At 71.6% G+C, this 15850-nt stretch carries 17 protein-coding genes; 9 read left to right on the top strand and 8 right to left on the bottom strand.

All coding sequences use genetic code 11. The features are described from left to right. Positions 1-107 precede the first annotated feature (107 nt). From ACFUVW_RS12615 to ACFUVW_RS12600, 4 genes are all read right to left on the bottom strand, one after another. Positions 108-569: a PTS glucose transporter subunit IIA gene (locus tag ACFUVW_RS12615; protein ID WP_430571673.1), complete on the bottom strand. Its 462-nt coding sequence runs from the start codon at positions 567-569 to the stop codon at positions 108-110. Further along, entirely contained in the window at positions 569-799 is a 231-nt protein-coding gene (locus ACFUVW_RS12610) for a glucose PTS transporter subunit EIIB (RefSeq protein ID WP_430571672.1), read from the bottom strand. The genes ACFUVW_RS12615 and ACFUVW_RS12610 overlap by 1 nt, the downstream gene beginning before the upstream one ends. 76 nt (positions 800-875) lie before the next feature. Further along, complete coding sequence (locus ACFUVW_RS12605) at positions 876-1127, bottom strand: PTS transporter subunit EIIB (RefSeq protein WP_430571671.1); 252 nt, start codon at positions 1125-1127, stop codon at positions 876-878. Then, positions 1124-1942 (bottom strand): GntR family transcriptional regulator, encoded by an 819-nt coding sequence (locus ACFUVW_RS12600; RefSeq protein ID WP_430571670.1) that lies wholly within the window; start codon positions 1940-1942, stop codon positions 1124-1126. The genes ACFUVW_RS12605 and ACFUVW_RS12600 overlap by 4 nt, the downstream gene beginning before the upstream one ends. Positions 1943-2244: 302 nt before the next feature. Here ACFUVW_RS12600 and ACFUVW_RS12595 point away from each other — a divergent pair, with 302 nt between their 5' ends. Together ACFUVW_RS12595 and ptsP are read left to right on the top strand one after the other, a co-directional pair. Then, positions 2245-3600 carry a PTS transporter subunit EIIC gene (locus ACFUVW_RS12595; RefSeq protein ID WP_430571669.1) on the top strand — a complete coding sequence of 452 codons (1356 nt, stop codon included), beginning with the start codon at positions 2245-2247 and terminating at the stop codon, positions 3598-3600. Further along, positions 3600-5282, top strand: coding sequence for a phosphoenolpyruvate--protein phosphotransferase (gene ptsP / locus ACFUVW_RS12590; RefSeq protein WP_430571668.1), 1683 nt, complete (start codon positions 3600-3602; stop codon positions 5280-5282). Before ACFUVW_RS12595 ends, ptsP begins: the two co-directional genes overlap by 1 nt. A 77-nt stretch (positions 5283-5359) precedes the next feature. Here ptsP and ACFUVW_RS12585 read toward each other — a convergent pair whose 3' ends face one another. Next, positions 5360-6568, bottom strand: coding sequence for an ROK family protein (locus ACFUVW_RS12585; protein WP_430571667.1), 1209 nt, complete (start codon positions 6566-6568; stop codon positions 5360-5362). Between the two features lie 161 nt (positions 6569-6729). Here ACFUVW_RS12585 and ACFUVW_RS12580 point away from each other — a divergent pair, with 161 nt between their 5' ends. The 5 genes from ACFUVW_RS12580 to ACFUVW_RS12560 are packed head-to-tail and all read left to right on the top strand — an operon-like array spanning position 6730 to position 12107. Beyond that, positions 6730-7728, top strand: a complete 999-nt coding sequence (locus ACFUVW_RS12580) for a carbohydrate ABC transporter permease (protein ID WP_430571666.1) — start codon at positions 6730-6732, stop codon at positions 7726-7728. Continuing rightward, positions 7728-8654, top strand: a complete 927-nt coding sequence (locus ACFUVW_RS12575) for a carbohydrate ABC transporter permease (protein ID WP_430571665.1) — start codon at positions 7728-7730, stop codon at positions 8652-8654. The genes ACFUVW_RS12580 and ACFUVW_RS12575 overlap by 1 nt, the downstream gene beginning before the upstream one ends. After that, positions 8651-10024, top strand: coding sequence for an extracellular solute-binding protein (locus ACFUVW_RS12570; RefSeq protein ID WP_430571664.1), 1374 nt, complete (start codon positions 8651-8653; stop codon positions 10022-10024). The genes ACFUVW_RS12575 and ACFUVW_RS12570 overlap by 4 nt, the downstream gene beginning before the upstream one ends. A gap of 52 nt (positions 10025-10076) precedes the next feature. Further along, on the top strand, positions 10077-11051 hold the full coding sequence (locus ACFUVW_RS12565) for a Gfo/Idh/MocA family protein (RefSeq protein ID WP_430571663.1): 975 nt from the start codon (positions 10077-10079) through the stop codon (positions 11049-11051). Positions 11052-11087: 36 nt separating this feature from the next. Then, complete coding sequence (locus tag ACFUVW_RS12560) at positions 11088-12107, top strand: Gfo/Idh/MocA family protein (RefSeq protein ID WP_430571662.1); 1020 nt, start codon at positions 11088-11090, stop codon at positions 12105-12107. A gap of 38 nt (positions 12108-12145) precedes the next feature. On the opposite strand, the gene ACFUVW_RS12555 is transcribed toward ACFUVW_RS12560, so the two are convergent. The 3 genes from ACFUVW_RS12555 to ACFUVW_RS12545 are packed head-to-tail and all read right to left on the bottom strand — an operon-like array spanning position 12146 to position 13870. Beyond that, positions 12146-12703, bottom strand: a complete 558-nt coding sequence (locus tag ACFUVW_RS12555) for a vitamin K epoxide reductase family protein (RefSeq protein ID WP_430571661.1) — start codon at positions 12701-12703, stop codon at positions 12146-12148. Between the two features lie 59 nt (positions 12704-12762). Next, a complete protein-coding gene (locus tag ACFUVW_RS12550; RefSeq protein ID WP_430571660.1) occupies positions 12763-13035 on the bottom strand; it encodes an HPr family phosphocarrier protein in 273 nt (90 codons plus the stop codon). A gap of 34 nt (positions 13036-13069) precedes the next feature. Further along, positions 13070-13870: a TetR/AcrR family transcriptional regulator gene (locus ACFUVW_RS12545; RefSeq protein ID WP_430571659.1), complete on the bottom strand. Its 801-nt coding sequence runs from the start codon at positions 13868-13870 to the stop codon at positions 13070-13072. 121 nt (positions 13871-13991) lie between these two features. On the opposite strand from ACFUVW_RS12545, the gene ACFUVW_RS12540 reads away from it, so the two are divergent. Both ACFUVW_RS12540 and ACFUVW_RS12535 read left to right on the top strand, forming a co-directional pair. Then, on the top strand, positions 13992-14954 hold the full coding sequence (locus ACFUVW_RS12540; protein ID WP_430571658.1) for an ATP-binding cassette domain-containing protein: 963 nt from the start codon (positions 13992-13994) through the stop codon (positions 14952-14954). Beyond that, positions 14951-15799, top strand: a complete 849-nt coding sequence (locus ACFUVW_RS12535) for an ABC transporter permease (RefSeq protein ID WP_430571657.1) — start codon at positions 14951-14953, stop codon at positions 15797-15799. Before ACFUVW_RS12540 ends, ACFUVW_RS12535 begins: the two co-directional genes overlap by 4 nt. Positions 15800-15850: the final 51 nt, after the last annotated feature.

The raw sequence follows: 15850 nt of genomic DNA, 5'->3' as shown, positions 1-15850 counted from the left end.
GAGGTAGTTCGAGTCTCGCGAGGTAGTGAACTACCTCGCGGCCCTGCGAACTACCTCGGCAAGTCTCGAACTACCTCGGCAGTTTTCGAACTACCTCGGCGGGTGGCTCAGCCCCAGGTGAGCAGGTCCTCGCCGTGCTCCACCGTCGTGCCGACCTGGGCCAGCCGGTCGACGGCGTCGGGCGTGGCCTCGAGCGCGACGACGGGGCAGACGGCGGACCTGCCGCCCTCGCGCACGGTCGCCGGGTCCCAGGTGACCAGCACGGTGCCGCGCTGCACGACGTCGCCCTCGGAGGCGTGGGTGGTGAAGCCCTCGCCGCCGAGCTTGACGGTGTCGATGCCGAGGTGCACGAGCACGGCGCGGCCGTCGTCGTGCTGCACGACGAACGCGTGCGGGTGGAGCTTGACGATCGTGCCCGTGATGGGCGCGACCGCCTCGCCCCCGCGGGCGCCGTCGGGCTCGATCGCGAGGCCGGGGCCGACGAGGCCGGCGGAGAACACCGGGTCGTCCACCTCGGACACGTCGACGACGGTGCCGGTGACGGGCGCGAGGACGGTCAGCGCCGTCATCAGCGGAGGTCCTCGATGTCGGAGGCGAGGGTGTCGGCCTCGGGGCCGACGATCACCTGGATCGCGATGCCGGAGCGCACGACGGCGATGGCGCCGGCCGCGGTGAGGGCGGCGTCGTCCACCTTGGCGGGGTCCTCGACCTCGACGCGCAGGCGGGTGATGCACGGCTCGAGGTCGACGATGTTGTCGTCGCCGCCGAGGGCGTCGAGGATCTGTTGTGCCTTGCTCATGATGCTCCTTGGTGGGTCCGGGTGGAGATTCCGGGGGTCGGTGGGGGCGGGGCCGCCTGGCTCGCGTGCGTCGGGGTCACATGAGCTCGGCGAGGTCGGAGGCGATCGTGTCGACGCGCGGGCCGACGACGACCTGCACGACCCGCCCGTTGATCATCACGCCGAACGCGCCGGCGCGCTTCAGCAGCGCGGGGTCGACGAGCGCCGGGTCCTTGACGAGGGACCGCAGCCGGGTGGTGCACGGGTCGATCTCCTCGATGTTCTCCACCCCGCCGAGGCCGGCGAGGATCGAGGCGGCGAGCTGCGCGTCGGGGTCGGGCGTGCTCATCGGGGGCTCCCTTCGGGGATGCGTCCGGGGGGTGCGGAAGGCTGGGCCGGGCGGCCGGCGTCGCCGGCGGACCGGGTGCGGGGGACGAGCGTGGGCCGCGCCTCGCGCAGCGGCACGAAGACGCTGTACCGGTCGCCGCGGTAGCTGGCACGGGAGTACATGACGGCGGCGTCGCCGCCGAAGGTGCGCCGGGCGGTCCGCATGACGGCGCGGGAGCCCTGCATCTGCAGGGACTCGAGCTCCTCGGGGGTGGCGTCGGCGGCCGTGATGACCTCCTCGCCCCAGGTCGGGTCGAGGCCGCGCTCGCGCAGCGCGGCGTAGAGGCTGTCGGGGACGCCGTCGTCGAGCAGGTCGGGTGCGAGGTCGACGGGGATCCACGACTCCTCGACGCTCATCGGGTTGCCGTCGGCGGTGCGCAGCCGCACCACGTGGTGCACCGGGGTGCCGACCTCGCGGTCCAGCGCCTCGGCGACCACGGCTGGTGAGGGGAGCTGCTCGCACCGCAGCACCGTGGCGCCGGGGACGAGGCCGCGGCGCCGTGCCTCCTCGCCGAACGTCGTCAGGCGCATCTCGAAGTCGGCGCGGGGCGGGGCCACGAACGTGCCGCGGCCCTGTGCGCGCTCGAGCACGCCCTCGGTGACCAGAGCGTCGATCGCCTGCCGCACGGTCATGCGGGAGACGCCGAACTTCTCGGTGAGGCTGCGCTCGGAGGGGATGGCGTCGCCGACGGCGAGCTCCGTCGTGACGAGGTCGGCGAGGAACGCGCGCACCGCGAGGTACTTGTGCTCGCCGGAGCGAGCGCTGTCCCTGACCATCCGCGTGTCCTGTCCTGCCCTGTGATCGGCATCGATCTGCGTGCTGTGCGACATCGGCACCAGTATCGGGTGTCTCTCGGGCATCGCCGCCCGCCACCGGTGCGCTGTCCCCCGGCGGAGAGCGCGGGGTTGACACATCATGAGGTCTAGACCACTCTTCCTGCAAGTGGTCCAGACAACCTGCCGGTGGCAGCGTGTGGATCACCGGCAATGACGCCCCGACGTCGCGACACTGCCGCCGGACGACGCAGGCACGGCCTGCCGGACATGCCCGCCCCCGGGCCATCCATCGGAGGAGAACCATGACCACGGTCGCAGAGACCAAGCAGAAGCGGGGAGTCCCCGGCCTGGCGCAGCTGCAGCGCGTCGGCCGCTCGCTGATGCTGCCCATCGCCTCGCTGCCCGCCGCCGCGCTGCTGCTGCGCCTCGGCCAGCCCGACATGCTGGGCGCCGACGGTGTCGCCGGCACCCTCCCGTGGATGCAGCCCGTCGCCGACGTCCTCGGAGCTGCCGGCAGCGCCCTGATCGACAACCTGCCCGTGCTCTTCGCCCTGGGCGTCGCAGTCGGGTACGCCCGCAAGTCCGACGGCACCACGGGCCTCGCGGCGCTCATCGGGTACCTCGTGTTCACGGGCGTCACCGACGTGCTGTCGCCGGCCATCGGCCTGGGCGTCGACGACAACGGCGAGCAGATCCTCATCAACTACGGCGTGCTCGGCGGCATCGTCATCGGCCTCACCGCGGCGCTGCTGTACCAGAAGTTCTACCGGATCAAGCTGCCCGCCTACCTGGCGTTCTTCGGCGGGCGACGGTTCGTCCCCATCGTCACGGCGGGCGTCTCGGTCCTCATCGGCGTGGTCTTCTCGCTGATCTACCCGGCGTTCGACTGGTTGTTCAACGACCAGATCGGTGCGTTCGTCACCGGCTCCACCGTGCTCGGCGGCTTCGTCTTCGGCACCGTCAACCGGCTTCTGCTGCCGTTCGGTCTGCACCACCTGCTGAACTCGCTGCCCTGGTTCCAGTTCGGCTCGTACGAGACCGCTGCAGGGGAGATCGTCCACGGCGACATCGCCCGCTTCCTCAACGGCGACCCCACGGCGGGCGCGTTCATGACCGGCTTCTTCCCGATCATGATGTTCGCCCTGCCGGCAGCGGCCCTCGCGATGATCCACACCGCCAAGCCGAAGAACCGCAAGGTGATCGCCGGCGTGCTCGGTTCCGCCGCGCTCGTCGCCTTCGTCACCGGTGTCACCGAGCCGCTCGAGTACGCGTTCGTCTACGTCGCCTACCCGCTGTACGCGATCCACGCGGTGCTCACCGGCAGCTCGCTCGCGCTCGTCAACGCGCTCGGCATCCGCGACGGCTTCGGGTTCTCCGCGGGCGCCATCGACTACCTGCTGAACTTCCGCATCGCCGAGATGCCCGTGCTGCTCGTCCTGATCGGCCTCGGGTACGGCGTCCTCTACTACGTCCTGTTCCGGTTCGTCATCACGAAGTGGAACCTCAAGACCCCGGGCCGCGAGGACGACCCCGAGGCGACCGCCGCCGTCGTCGGCGACCAGGGCGTCGAGCAGCAGAAGGAGGACGCCGCCGCGGCCGCGGCGGCCGGCGCCCCGGACGGCGGGGACACCACCGGGAAGGGCAAGGACGCGGGCTGATGAGCACCACCCTCACCGGTGCCCCGGTGAGCCCCGGGCGGGCGGCCGGCGTCGTCGTGACGATGCCGGCCCCCGTCCCGGAGCCCCCCGAGGCGACGATCGACGCGTCGGGCACGGCCGGTGCCGACGACGCGGTGTCCCGGCTGGGCGCCGCGACGTCGGCCGTCCGGGACCGCCTCGCCGCGCAGGCGGCGCAGGCCACGGGGACGGCGGCCGACGTGCTCGCCGTGACCGCCGCGATGGCGGCCGACCCCACCCTCGCCGCCGACGCGGAGCGGCGGGTCCGCGAGTCCGCCGCGACCCCCGAGCGGGCCGTGTGGGACGCCGCGAACGCACTGGCCGCGCAGCTCGAGCCGCTCGGCCCGCCGCTGAGCGAGCGGGCCCGCGACGTGCGCGACGTGCGCGACCGCATCGTCGCCGAGCTCACCGGCGTGCGCCCGCCGGGCGTCCCCTCGCCGGGGCACCCGTTCGTGCTGGTCGCGGAGGACCTGGCGCCCGCCGACACGGCGACCCTCGACCCGGAGGCGGTCGTCGCGATCGTCACCAGCGGCGGCGGGCCGACGTCGCACACCGCGATCCTGGCGCGCGCGCTCGGCATCCCCGCCGTCGTCGCGGCGCGAGGTGCGGAGGGCATCGCCGAGGGCGAGACCGTCGTCGTCGACGGCGGCGCGGGCACCGTGCTGCGGGACCCGTCGGACGCCGAGGTCGAGGCGGCGCGCGCGGCCGTGCGCGTCGAGCGCGAGTTCGACGGCCACGGCCGCACCTCCGACGGGCACCGGGTGGAGCTGCTCGCCAACGTGGCCGACCCGGAGGCCGCGCAGGCCGCCGTCGCCGCGCACGCCGAGGGCGTGGGCCTGTTCCGCACGGAGTTCTGCTTCCTCGGGCGCGACGTCGAGCCGACCGTGGAGGAGCAGGTCGCGGCCTACCGGGGCGTGCTGTCCGCGTTCGCGGGCCGCAAGGTCGTGGTGCGCACCCTCGACGCCGGGGCCGACAAGCCGCTGCCGTTCGTCACCGCCGACGACGAGCCCAACCCGGCGCTCGGCGTCCGGGGCCTGCGCACCGCCGTCGCCCACCCGGAGGTGCTGGACCGGCAGCTCCAGGCCATCGCGGCGGCCGCCGAGGCGGAGTCCGCCGACGTGTGGGTCATGGCGCCCATGGTCGCCACGACCGACGAGGCGCGGTCGTTCGTCGCCGCCTGCGAGGCGCACGGGCTGGGTCGCGCCGGCGCGATGATCGAGGTCCCCGCCGCCGCGCTGCGGTCGCGGTGGATCTTCGAGCACGCCACGTTCGGCAGCATCGGCACCAACGACCTCACGCAGTACGCGATGGCGGCCGACCGGATGCTCGGCGACCTCGCCGCGCTGTCCACGTCGTGGCAGCCCGCCGTCCTCGAGCTGGTGCGCGCCACCTGCGAGGGCGCGCACTCGCACGGCCGGCCGGTCGGGGTGTGCGGGGAGGCGGCGGCCGACGCCGTCCTGGCCCCCGTGCTCGTGGGCCTCGGCGTGAAGTCGCTGTCGATGACGCCGCGGGCGCTCGCGGACGTCGCCGCCGTGCTGGCGGAGGTGTCGTTCGCGCGGTGCCGCGACCTCGCCCACGTGGCGCTGGAGCAGCCCGACGCCGACGCCGCCCGCTCCGCCGTCCGGCGCGAGCTCGCCGACGTCCTGGAGCCTCTCGGCCTGTAGGTGTTGTGGGCGCTCGTTCGGCGCTATTCGGTGACCGAACAACGCAAGACGAGCGCCCACAACATGCCAGGGCAGTCTCAGGCCGTGGCCGGCGAGAGCTTGCGCTCGAGAAAGAGCGTGGCGGCACCGATCGCCCCCACGTCGTCGCCGAACGTGGACGACGTCACCGGGACGTCGTGCGCGCCGTCCCGCGCGCGTCGCGCCACGCGCTGCACCTGGGGCATGGCGTGCTCGGCCAGATACCCCCAGTAGGGGCCGCCGACGATGACGCGGTGCGGGTCGTGGATGCTGATCAGGGTGCGCACGGCCTCGCCCAGCGCGGCCCCGTACTCCTCGACCAGCGTCCGTGCCGCGGCGTCGCCGCGCGTCCGCTCCTGCAGGGTGGCGAGGGCCGCCGCGTCGGTGTCGTGAGGGTCCAGCGGTACGCCGGCGCGCCGCGCCTTGTCCAGGAAGCGGTTCATGTCCGTGTGGAGCGCGAGGCACGACAGGCGGCCGCAGCGGCACCGGGTGGAGTCGACACCGGTGGGGAGGTGGCCGATCTCCCCGGCCTGGACCGTGGCCCCACGGTGGATGGTGCCGTCGCCAGCGACGGCGGACCCCACGCCCGCGCCGACGTACAGGTACAGGACGGTCTCCTGTACGGCGAACCGACCGGGCCAGCACTCGGCGGTCAGCGCGGCGTTGGTGTCCTTGTCCAGGACTGCGGGCAGGCCGGTCCGCGCGCGGATCAGGTCGAGCAGCGGCACGTCGCGCCAGCCCGGCAGCCACGGTGGAGCGACCACCGTGCCGTGGGCGGCGTCCAGACCGCCCGGCGCGGCGACGCCGATCCCCTGGACGCCCATCCCGATCGTGCCGGCGCTGCCGCCGGGCAGCCCGGCCCCGAGCTCTCGGAGCATGTCGTCCAGTGCCTCGCCGATGCGTTCGACGTCGGCCTCCGGGTCCTCCCCGGGACGCGCGAGCGACCTCTTCGCGATCGGTCGGGCGCGCATGTCGACCAGAGTGACCGTGATGTGGGCAGGATCCAGGTGGGCGCCGGCGGCGAGCATCGCCCGGGGCTCGACCTGCATCGACATCGCGGGCTTGCCGCGTCGGTTCGTGTGCACGGGCGTCGCGCGCACGAGCCCGCGGTCGATCAGCCTGCGGGTGATCTGCGAGACCGCCTGGCGCGACAGGCCGCAGCGCTCCATCAGCTCCGACTGGTCGACGCCGTCCGGAGACACGCGGATCGCCCGCAGGACGACCAGCTCGTTCCGCGCCCCCACCTGCGGCATCGTCGTCGCCCGCATGGCCCTCCTTCCGTCGGGTCCATGATGGACCATTGAATATATCCATCGGTATGAGTAATGTCCGGTGGCGTCGGACACCGTGGTCACGACGCCCTCTCGGCGCCAGCGGCCCGCATCCAGCCACGACGGACGTGTGCCGTCGCCGAAGCGGAGGGAGAACGATGACTGCGACCGGACTGACGGCCAGAACGCCCCTGGGGACCGCACCACCCGATCCGGTGGACGAGGCCGCCGGCCCGCCCCCCGAGCGCACGCGTCACCGCCTCTCGCGGACGGACCGGCGCAACCTCGCCCTCGGGCTGAAATACATCTCGCCGTGGCTGGTGGGCATCGTGGTCTTCGTCCTCTACCCGGTCGGGTACTCGATCTACCTGAGCTTCACCCGGTACTCCGGCATGGGCTCGCCGACCTGGGTCGGGCTGGGGAACTACGTCACGGCGTTCGCCGACCCGCTCGTCGCCAAGGCGACGGGCAACACGATGTTCTACGCCCTCATCGCCGTGCCGCTCGGGCTCGTCGTCGCGCTCACGCTCGCGCTCGCGATGAACCAGAACGTCCGCGAGGTCGCCTGGTACCGCACGATCTTCTACGCGCCGTCGCTCATCCCGGCGTTCGCGATGTCGTTCATCTTCATCGTGTTCCTGAACCCGCAGTTCGGGGTGTTCAACCAGGTGCTGAACCTCTTCGGCGACGGCGCCAACGTGAACCTGCTCGGCGACCCGACCGGGGTGAAGATCGCGATCGTCATGATGGCCCAGCTCGGCGCGGGCAACGCGGCGCTGATCTTCCTGGCCGGGCTGCGCAACGTCCCCAAGACGGTCTACGAGGCGGCGCGCGTCGACGGCGCCGGTCCGATGCGGCAGTTCCGCTCCATCACGCTGCCGCTGCTCAGCCCGGTGCTGCTGTTCAACCTCATCACCGGCGTCTCCGGCGCGCTCCAGGTGTTCACCGAGGCGTACATCGTCACCAACGGCACCGGCGACCCCGACGCGGGGGCGCTGTTCTACATGATGTACCTCTACAAGAACGCGTTCGGGTTCGCGGAGCTCGGTTACGCCTCCGCCCTGGCGGTGCTGTTGTTCCTCGCCGGCCTCGCCCTGGCCCTGCTGATCTTCTGGTGCTCGCGCCGGTTCGTGAACTACGACGTGGAGGCCGCCTGATGACCACGATGATGCCCCGCACCGACGTCCCGGCCGGCCGCCGGAGCTCCGCTCGCGCCGCGGACCGCGACCAGCTGAACCGGCGGGCCGACGGCACGCGTCGCCCCTGGTACAGCACCGTCATCGCGCGCGTGGTGATGGTGTGCCTGTCGATCATCTTCCTGCTGCCGCTGTACTGGATGATCGCCTCGTCGCTGAAGTCGGACGAGGAGCTCGCGAAGTTCCCGCCGACGCTCATCCCTCAGTCGTGGCAGTTCAGCAACTTCGTCGACGCCGTGACGGCCATGCCGTTCCTGCACTTCTTCCTGAACTCCGCGATCATCACGGTCTCCGTCGTGGTGTTCTCGGTGATCTCGAACTTCATCGTGGCGTACGGCTTCGCCTGCCTGAAGTGGCCGGGGCGGGACGTCGTGTTCTACCTGGTGATCGCGACGCTCTTCCTGCCGTTCCCGGTGACGCTCATCCCGATGTTCGACATGTGGGCGCGGCTCGGGCTCGTCAACACGATGTTCCCGCTGATCATCCCGTCGATGTTCGCCTCGGCGTTCTACGTGTTCCTGTTGCGGCAGTTCCTCCTGCAGATCCCCAAGGACATGCTCGACGCGGCCCGGATCGACGGCGCCCGCGAGTGGACCATCCTGTGGCGCCTCGTGTTCCCCACGGCCAAGCCCGCGCTGACGACCGTCGCCATCTTCGCGGCCGTCGCGTCGTGGAACGACTTCATGGGCCCGCTGATCTACCTGCAGGACGAGAGCGTGCAGACGCTCTCGATCGGCCTGCAGTCGTTCCGCTCCGTGCACGCGCAGGACGTCTCGTTCAACCAGCTGATGGCGGCGTCGTTCCTGGTCATCCTGCCGCTGCTGGTCCTGTTCTTCGTCTTCCAGCGCTACTTCATCCGGGGCATCACCATCGGAGGCTTCAAGTGATCTCACGCCGCACCTTCCTGAGCGCCGCCGCGGCCTCCGCCGCCGCCCTCTCGCTGGGGGCGTGCGCGCCCCGCGCGTCCTCGAGCGACGCCGTCATCCGCTACTGGGGCATGGGCGCCGCCGACGCCGACAAGGACCTCAAGGTCATCGACGCGTTCAAGGCCACGAAGGCCGGCTCCGGCGTCGTGCTCGACGTCAACCAGGTGCCGAGCAACGGCGTCGCGGACATGAGCCAGATCATCACCGCCGTCCGGGGCGGCACCGCCCCGGACGTCTGGCAGATGGACCGGTTCAACGCCGTCCAGAACGCGTCGATCGGGCTGCTCGAGCCGATCGGGGGCCTCATCGAGAAGTACGAGGGCGTCTCCGTCGACGAGTTCACCCAGCAGTGGTTGCAGTTCGCCGTCGACGAGCTCACCTACGACGGCCAGCTCTACGGGCTGCCGATCAACACCGACGCACGCGGGATCATGTACAACGAGAACCTCCTGCGCGAGGCGGGTATCGACCTCGACATGTTCGACCCGGCGCAGCACGTGCTCACCTGGGACGAGATCCGCGAGGTCAGCCGCAAGCTCACCACGACCGACTCCCGCGGCAACTTCGAGAAGCTCGGGTTCGTCCCCTGGGACGGCGAGGGCTGGCCGTACACCTGGGCCTTCGGGCTCGACGCGCAGGTCTACTCGAACGAGACCGCCTCGGTCACGCTGGACACCCCGCAGTGGCGGTCCGTGTTCGAGCTGTACGCCGACTGGGCTGACGAGTTCCCCTACGCCAAGGCAGACGCCTTCTTCGCGACCTACCAGCCACCCAACTCCCCGCCCAGCCAGACGGCGATGTTCAGCGAGCGGCTCGCGATGTCCACCACCGGGCCGTTCTCCATCCGCAGCAACGAGAAGTACGCCCCGAAGCTGCCGCTGAAGTTCACCTGGCTGCCGGTCGCCGCGGAGGGCGACACCACCTACTCGTGGTCCGGCGGCGCCTCCCTGGTGGTGCCCAAGGGCGCCAGGATGACCCGCAACCTCTGGGAGTTCATGAAGTTCTACACGGGGTACGAGGGGCAGAGCATCGTCCAGCCCCTGCTCGGCGACCTGCCGACCCACCTCGAGACGATCCAGGCCCGGAACTACAACCCCAAGGCCGAGCTGTTCCGCCAGATGCTGCCAACCTCCACGTCCCGGCCGCCGCTGCCCGTCGGCTCCGTCGCCTGGGACACGCTCCAGCGCTCCCGGGGCTCGGTGATCATCGGCTCGGCGACCCCGGAGCAGGTCCTCGCCACCAACCAGCTGAGCGTCGCCCCGAAGATGGCGCTCTTCGAGGGGTACCAGATGCCCGCGACGTACGGGCAGAACAGCGTGATCCCGGGCTGAGCCGGCACGCAACCGACGCACCGACCGACACGACACCCAGGAGCAGAAACCCATGACCACACCCCTGCGCATCGCCGTGCTCAGCGCATGGCACGTGCACGCCGAGGAGTACGGGCGCGCCGCCGTCGACCACCCCGGCACCGAGCTCGTCGCCGTCTGGGACGACGACACCGACCGTGGTCGTGGCCTCGCCGAGCGGCTCGGCGTCGAGGCCACGACCGACCTCGACGCGCTGCTGGCGCGCGAGGACCTGGACGGCGCGACCGTCACGGCCGCCACCAGTGACCACCTCGAGGTGATCGGCAAGGCCGTCGCGGCCGGCAAGCACGTCTTCACCGAGAAGCTGCTCGCCCCGACCGTCGCGGAGTGCGACAAGCTCGTCGCGGCCGCCGCGGACGCGGACGTGCGGCTCACCGTCTCGCTGCCGCGCCTCACGCATGGCTACACGCAGGCCCTGCGGGAGATCCTCGATGTCGGGACCCTCGGCCGGCTCACCTACTCGCGAGTCCGCCTGGCTCACGACGGCGCCACCGCCGACTGGCTGCCGGCCCGGTTCTACGACGCCTCCGAGGCGCTCGGCGGCGCCTTCTCGGACCTGGGCGCGCATCCCGTCTACCTCACCCAGCTGATCCTGGGCGACGAGCTCACCTCCGTGCAGGCCACGTACACCGACCAGACGGGTCGCGGGGTCGAGGACAACGCGTCGGTCACCGTCGCCACGCCCGACGGCGCGGTCGGCGTCATCGAGACCGGCTTCGTCACGCCGGCCAGCCCTTTCACGATCGAGGTGCACGGCACCGAGGGGTCCGTGCTCTACGGCTTCGAGACCGACGAGGAGGGCACGGCCGTGATGCGGGTCGTCACCCGCGAGGGTTCGTCGCGCGTGGCCCTGCCTGCCGACCAGCCGACCCTCTTCGCGCAGTGGGTGGACTCGATCCACGCGGGCGCCGCCCTCGAGGACACCCTCCCGCGGGCCCGGTCGCTGACCGCGCTCGTCGAGGCGGCGAACGCCGCCGCGCAGCACTGACCTTCCCTCCCGCACCACCACAGAACAGGGCCCACCATGACCGTCACCACGACCGTGACCCCTCCCGTCCGTATCGGCCTGATCGGTGCCGGCGGCATCGCCGGTGCCCATCTCGCCGGCTACGCCGCGATACCCGACCGCGTCAGGGTCACCGCGATCGCCGACGCCGTACCCGAGACCCTCGCGCAGCGTGTGGCGGAGACCGGCGCGCGCGCGTACGCGGACTTCACCGAGCTGGTGAACGACCCGGAGGTCGACGCCGTCGACATCTGCCTGCCGCACCACCTGCACAAGGTGGCGATCGTGGCCGCCGCCAAGGCCGGCAAGCACATCCTCTGCGAGAAGCCCCTGTGCCTGTCCGCCGACGAGGCCGCCGAGGTGCGTGCCGCCGTCGAGGCGGCAGGCGTCACGCTGATGTGCGCGCACAACCAGCTGTTCCTGCCCGCCGTCGCGAAGGCCAAGGAGGTCATCGACTCCGGCGTGCTCGGCGACGTGTACGAGGTGCGCACCACCGACTCGTTCCACAACAACTTCGACCCCGACAACATGGGGTGGCGCGCCCACACCGCGACGAGCGGCGGCGGCGAGTTCATCGACACCGGCTACCACCCGACGTACCTGCTGATGCACCTGTCGGGCGGGCGCCCCGTCAAGGCCTTCGCCATGATGTCGACCCACCGCCTGACGTTCATGGAGGGCGAGGACTCCGCCCAGGTGCTCGTGCGCTTCGACAACGGCAGCGTCGGCCAGCTGGTCACGTCCTGGGCGTACGACGCCGCGCCCGGCACCGACCGGTTCAGCGTGGTCGGTGAGAAGGGGTCGCTCAGCTCGGACGGCACGACGCTGCGCGTGAAGGTGCGGGGCGAGGAGGAGCAGGTCTTCGAGCACGAGTCCGTGAACACGTTCGCGGCGGAGATCGCCGACTTCGTCGACTGCCTCGAGACGGGGCGCCGGCCGCTGAACACGGAGACCGAGGGCATCGCCGTGCTCGGCATCATCCTCGCCGCCTACGAGAGCGCGCGGACCGGTGCGGCGGCCGACGTGATCGGTGTCTGAGGTGCGCAGAGCGCCCACGACGCGGTGGCGGACCGGTGTCAGGCGAAGAGGGCCGTGCCGTACTTGAGCAGGACGGCGGCGGCCAGGATCAGGAACCACGCGGCGGTGAGGATGCCGAAGGCGCCGGAGCGCACCAGCGACATCGCCCACGACTGCAGCCGGGCGGGCCAGTAGAGGGTGTCCTCGAGGATGTTCCAGTGCAGCATCGACGCGAAGACGAGCGTCGTGGAGACGGTGATCGTCAGGCACCACGGGCACAGCGCGCCGATGACGAACATCGACTGCCAGAGCAGCCAGTACGCGAAGAGGAACCCCAGCAGGTAGACGGTCTGCGCCGCCGTCATGAACCAGCGCGGGAACCGCGCTCCGGCCAGCCCGGCTACGGCGACGGTGATGACCACGGACTCGGCGATGAGCCCCAGGAACGCGTTGGGGAAGCCGAACAGGCTCGCCTGCCACGACGTGCCGACCGTGCCGCAGGAGATGACGGCGTTGATGTCGCAGGCCAGCGCGGCGTCGGGGTTCGCCGCGAGCTCGACGGCGTCGGCCGACAGCACGAAGGCCGCGACCAGCCCGACGAGCGCGCCGACGAGCATCTCGCCGAACAGCCAGCCGGCCGAGTGGAAGAACCCGCTCGGCCGGACGGGCCGGTCCGTCAGGCCACCGCTTCCTGCGACAGGAACTCGACGAGGGCGTCGAGCGCCGCCGTGGCGTCGTCGCCGTCGGTCTCGGTGCGCAGCACCACCTCGTCGCCCACCGAGGCGCCGAGGGTCATGATCCCGAGGATGCTCGCGGCGTCCACGGCGTCGCCGCCGGCGGTCTTGGCGATCTTCACCGGCACCGGCTGGAGGCCGGCCTTCTGCGCGAAGAGCGCGGCCGGGCGGGCGTGCAGGCCCTCGGTGATGGCGACGACGACGGTGCGTTCCACGGTGTCCTCCGAACGAGAGGTGGTCTGGACCAGTTCATCGTAGGGACGAGTCGCCGGGTTGGGAAGTCCCGCGCGCCCGGTCGATCGCCATGCCCACGGAGTCGAGCAGCCGCTCCAGCGACGCCTCGAACGGCGTGGCCTCGGCGTCGAAGCCGCCCGCGTCCCAGATCCGCAGCATCGTGGGGTAGCGCCGCGGGTCGAAGTGGTCCACCCAGAAGCTGCTCATCGACGTCCAGTACTCGTCGTTGCTCTGACCCGACGCGTCCTTCTCCGCGGACTCCGCGACGGTGGAGCGCGCCAGCCCGCGCACGAACGCGTCGACGAGACCGACGATCTCCACCACCTGGCGTTCCGGCAGGCCGGTGTCGACGAGGGTGCGCAGCCCGCACTCCTGCGCGTCGAGCACGGACGGGGTGAGCGGCAGGCGCCACATGTTGGTCTGCAGGATCCACGGGTGGCGCTGGAACAGCTCCCAGTGCGCGCGGGCGTAGGCGGCGAGTCCGTCGCGCCACGTCGCCGTGGCGGGCGGAAGCCCGAGCTCCGCGAACGCGCGGTCGATCATGAGGTCCAGCAGCTCCGTGCGCCCAGGCACGTACGTGTAGAGCGACATCGCCCCGACGCCGAGCCGCGCCGCGACCTTCCGCATCGACAGCCCCTCGAGCCCTTCGCCGTCCGCGATCGCGGTGCCCGCGCCCACGACGTCGTCGAGGGTGAGCCGGGCCCGGCGGCCGCGTCCCGACGGCTGCGGCGGGTCCCACAGGAGGGCCAGCCGCCGCACGACCTCGGGCGGGCGGGGGACGCCGTCGTCCGGCGGCTGGGGCGTAGTGCTCGACATGGCTCGTCATCCTCCCATCCCGGGCTCTCGTCCTCGCGCGCGGCCTTGTCGGACCCCCGGTCTAGAGTCGAGACTAGTTCCAGTACAGCGTACGAGAGATGAGGGTGGGAGAGGTGCGGACATGATTCGAGCACGAGGGCTGACCAAGACGTTCAGCCGTCGCAAGGAGACCGTGGAGGCGGTCAAGGGGATCGACGTCGACGTCGCGGAGGGCGAGCTCGTCGCCTTCCTCGGGCCCAACGGCGCCGGCAAGTCCACGACGCTGCGGATGCTGACGTCGCTGCTGGAGCCGACGGCGGGGGAGGCGACCGTGGCCGGGTACGACGTCGTCGCGCACCCGGCGCAGGTGCGGGCCCGGCTGGGCTTCATCGGGCAGGGCAACGGCGGCGGCTTCAGCTACAAGGTGGTCGACGAGCTGCACAACCAGGGGCGCTTCTACGGCCTGACCCCGGAGGTCTACAAGGAGCGCGCCGCCGACCTCATGGCGGCGCTCGAGCTGGGTGGCCTCGAGAAGCGGTCCGTGCAGTCGCTGTCCGGCGGCCAGCGCCGCCGGCTCGACGTCGCGCTCGGGCTGATGAACCACCCGCCGCTGCTGTTCCTCGACGAGCCCACCACCGGCCTGGACCCGCACTCGCGGGCCAACCTCTGGGGGCACATCACCGCGATGCGCGAGCGGTACGGGATGACCGTGGTGCTCACCACGCACTACCTCGACGAGGCCGACAGCATGGCCGAGCGCGTCGTCGTCATCGACCACGGCGAGATCATCGCGGACGCCGCGCCCGAGGTGCTCAAGCGGCGGTACGCCGACGACACCCTCACCGTCGTCGTCGCGACCGACGACGGCGCGGCGGTCCGGTCGGCGCTGCCCGACGCCCTCGGCGACGTCGAGCTCACGGCGCACGACAGCGGGCTGCGGGTGCGCGTCGGGACAGCGGCGGGAGCCGAGACGCTGCCCGCCGTCATCGAGGCCCTGCGCGTCGCGGGGATCGCCACGACGTCGGCGAGCGCCCGTCAGGCGAGCCTCGACGACGTGTTCCTCAACCTCACCGGCCGGAGCCTGCGCGAGGAGGCGGCAGCATGACCGAGCAGACCCGCACCACCACGACGACGGCGCAGCACGAGGCGCCGCGGATCGTCACGCGCACCGGGCCGGGCAAGTTCGTCACCGACACCGGGGCGGTCTTCACCCGCGAGATCCTCCTGGTGCTGCGCGACCCGTTCACCCTGATCTTCTCGCTGCTGCAGCCGCTGATCTTCCTCGGCCTGTTCGGGCCGCTGCTCACCGGCACGTTCGGCGGCGGGTTCGGCGGGCAGGGCGCGAGCACGGCGGACACGCTGCAGTGGTTCGTGCCCGGCGTGATCGTGATGATCTCGCTGTTCGGCACCTCGATGACCGGCTCGAACCTGCTGTACGAGATCATGACCGGCTCCTACGAGCGCGTGCTCGCGACGCCGCTGGACCGCTCGGCGATCCTCGTGGGCCGGGCGCTCAAGGAGTTCGCGCCGCTGCTGGTGCAGGGGCTGATCATCGCCGCGGTCTGCATCCCGTTCGGGTTCACGTTCCACGTGCTGCCCGCGCTGACCGGCCTGGTGCTGCTCGGCGTGTTCGGCATCGGGGTCGGGGCGCTGTCGCACGCCCTGGCACTGGCGTCGAAGAACCGCGAGTGGCTGTTCTGGGGCGTGCAGCAGTCGCTGCTGTTCCCGCTGCTCATCCTGTCCGGGATGATGCTGCCGCTCGAGGCCGGCCCCTCGTGGATGCAGACGGCGGCGAAGTTCAACCCGCTCACCTACATGGTCGACGCCGAGCGCGTCCTGTTCGGCGGCACCTTCGCCGACCCCGCCGTGCTGTGGGGCCTCGTGGCCGCGGCCGCCACGTGCGCCGTCGGCCTCGTCGTCGGCATCCGCGCCACCCGCCGGTCCGTCTGACCGGGGAGAGCGTTGTGGGTGCGATCGTGGCCCTGTTCTCCATCGCAACAG

The organism is Isoptericola sp. NPDC057391 (assembly GCF_042668085.1).
GTDB lineage: Bacteria > Actinomycetota > Actinomycetes > Actinomycetales > Cellulomonadaceae > Isoptericola.
This window is presented reverse-complemented; position numbering and strand designations above follow the sequence as displayed.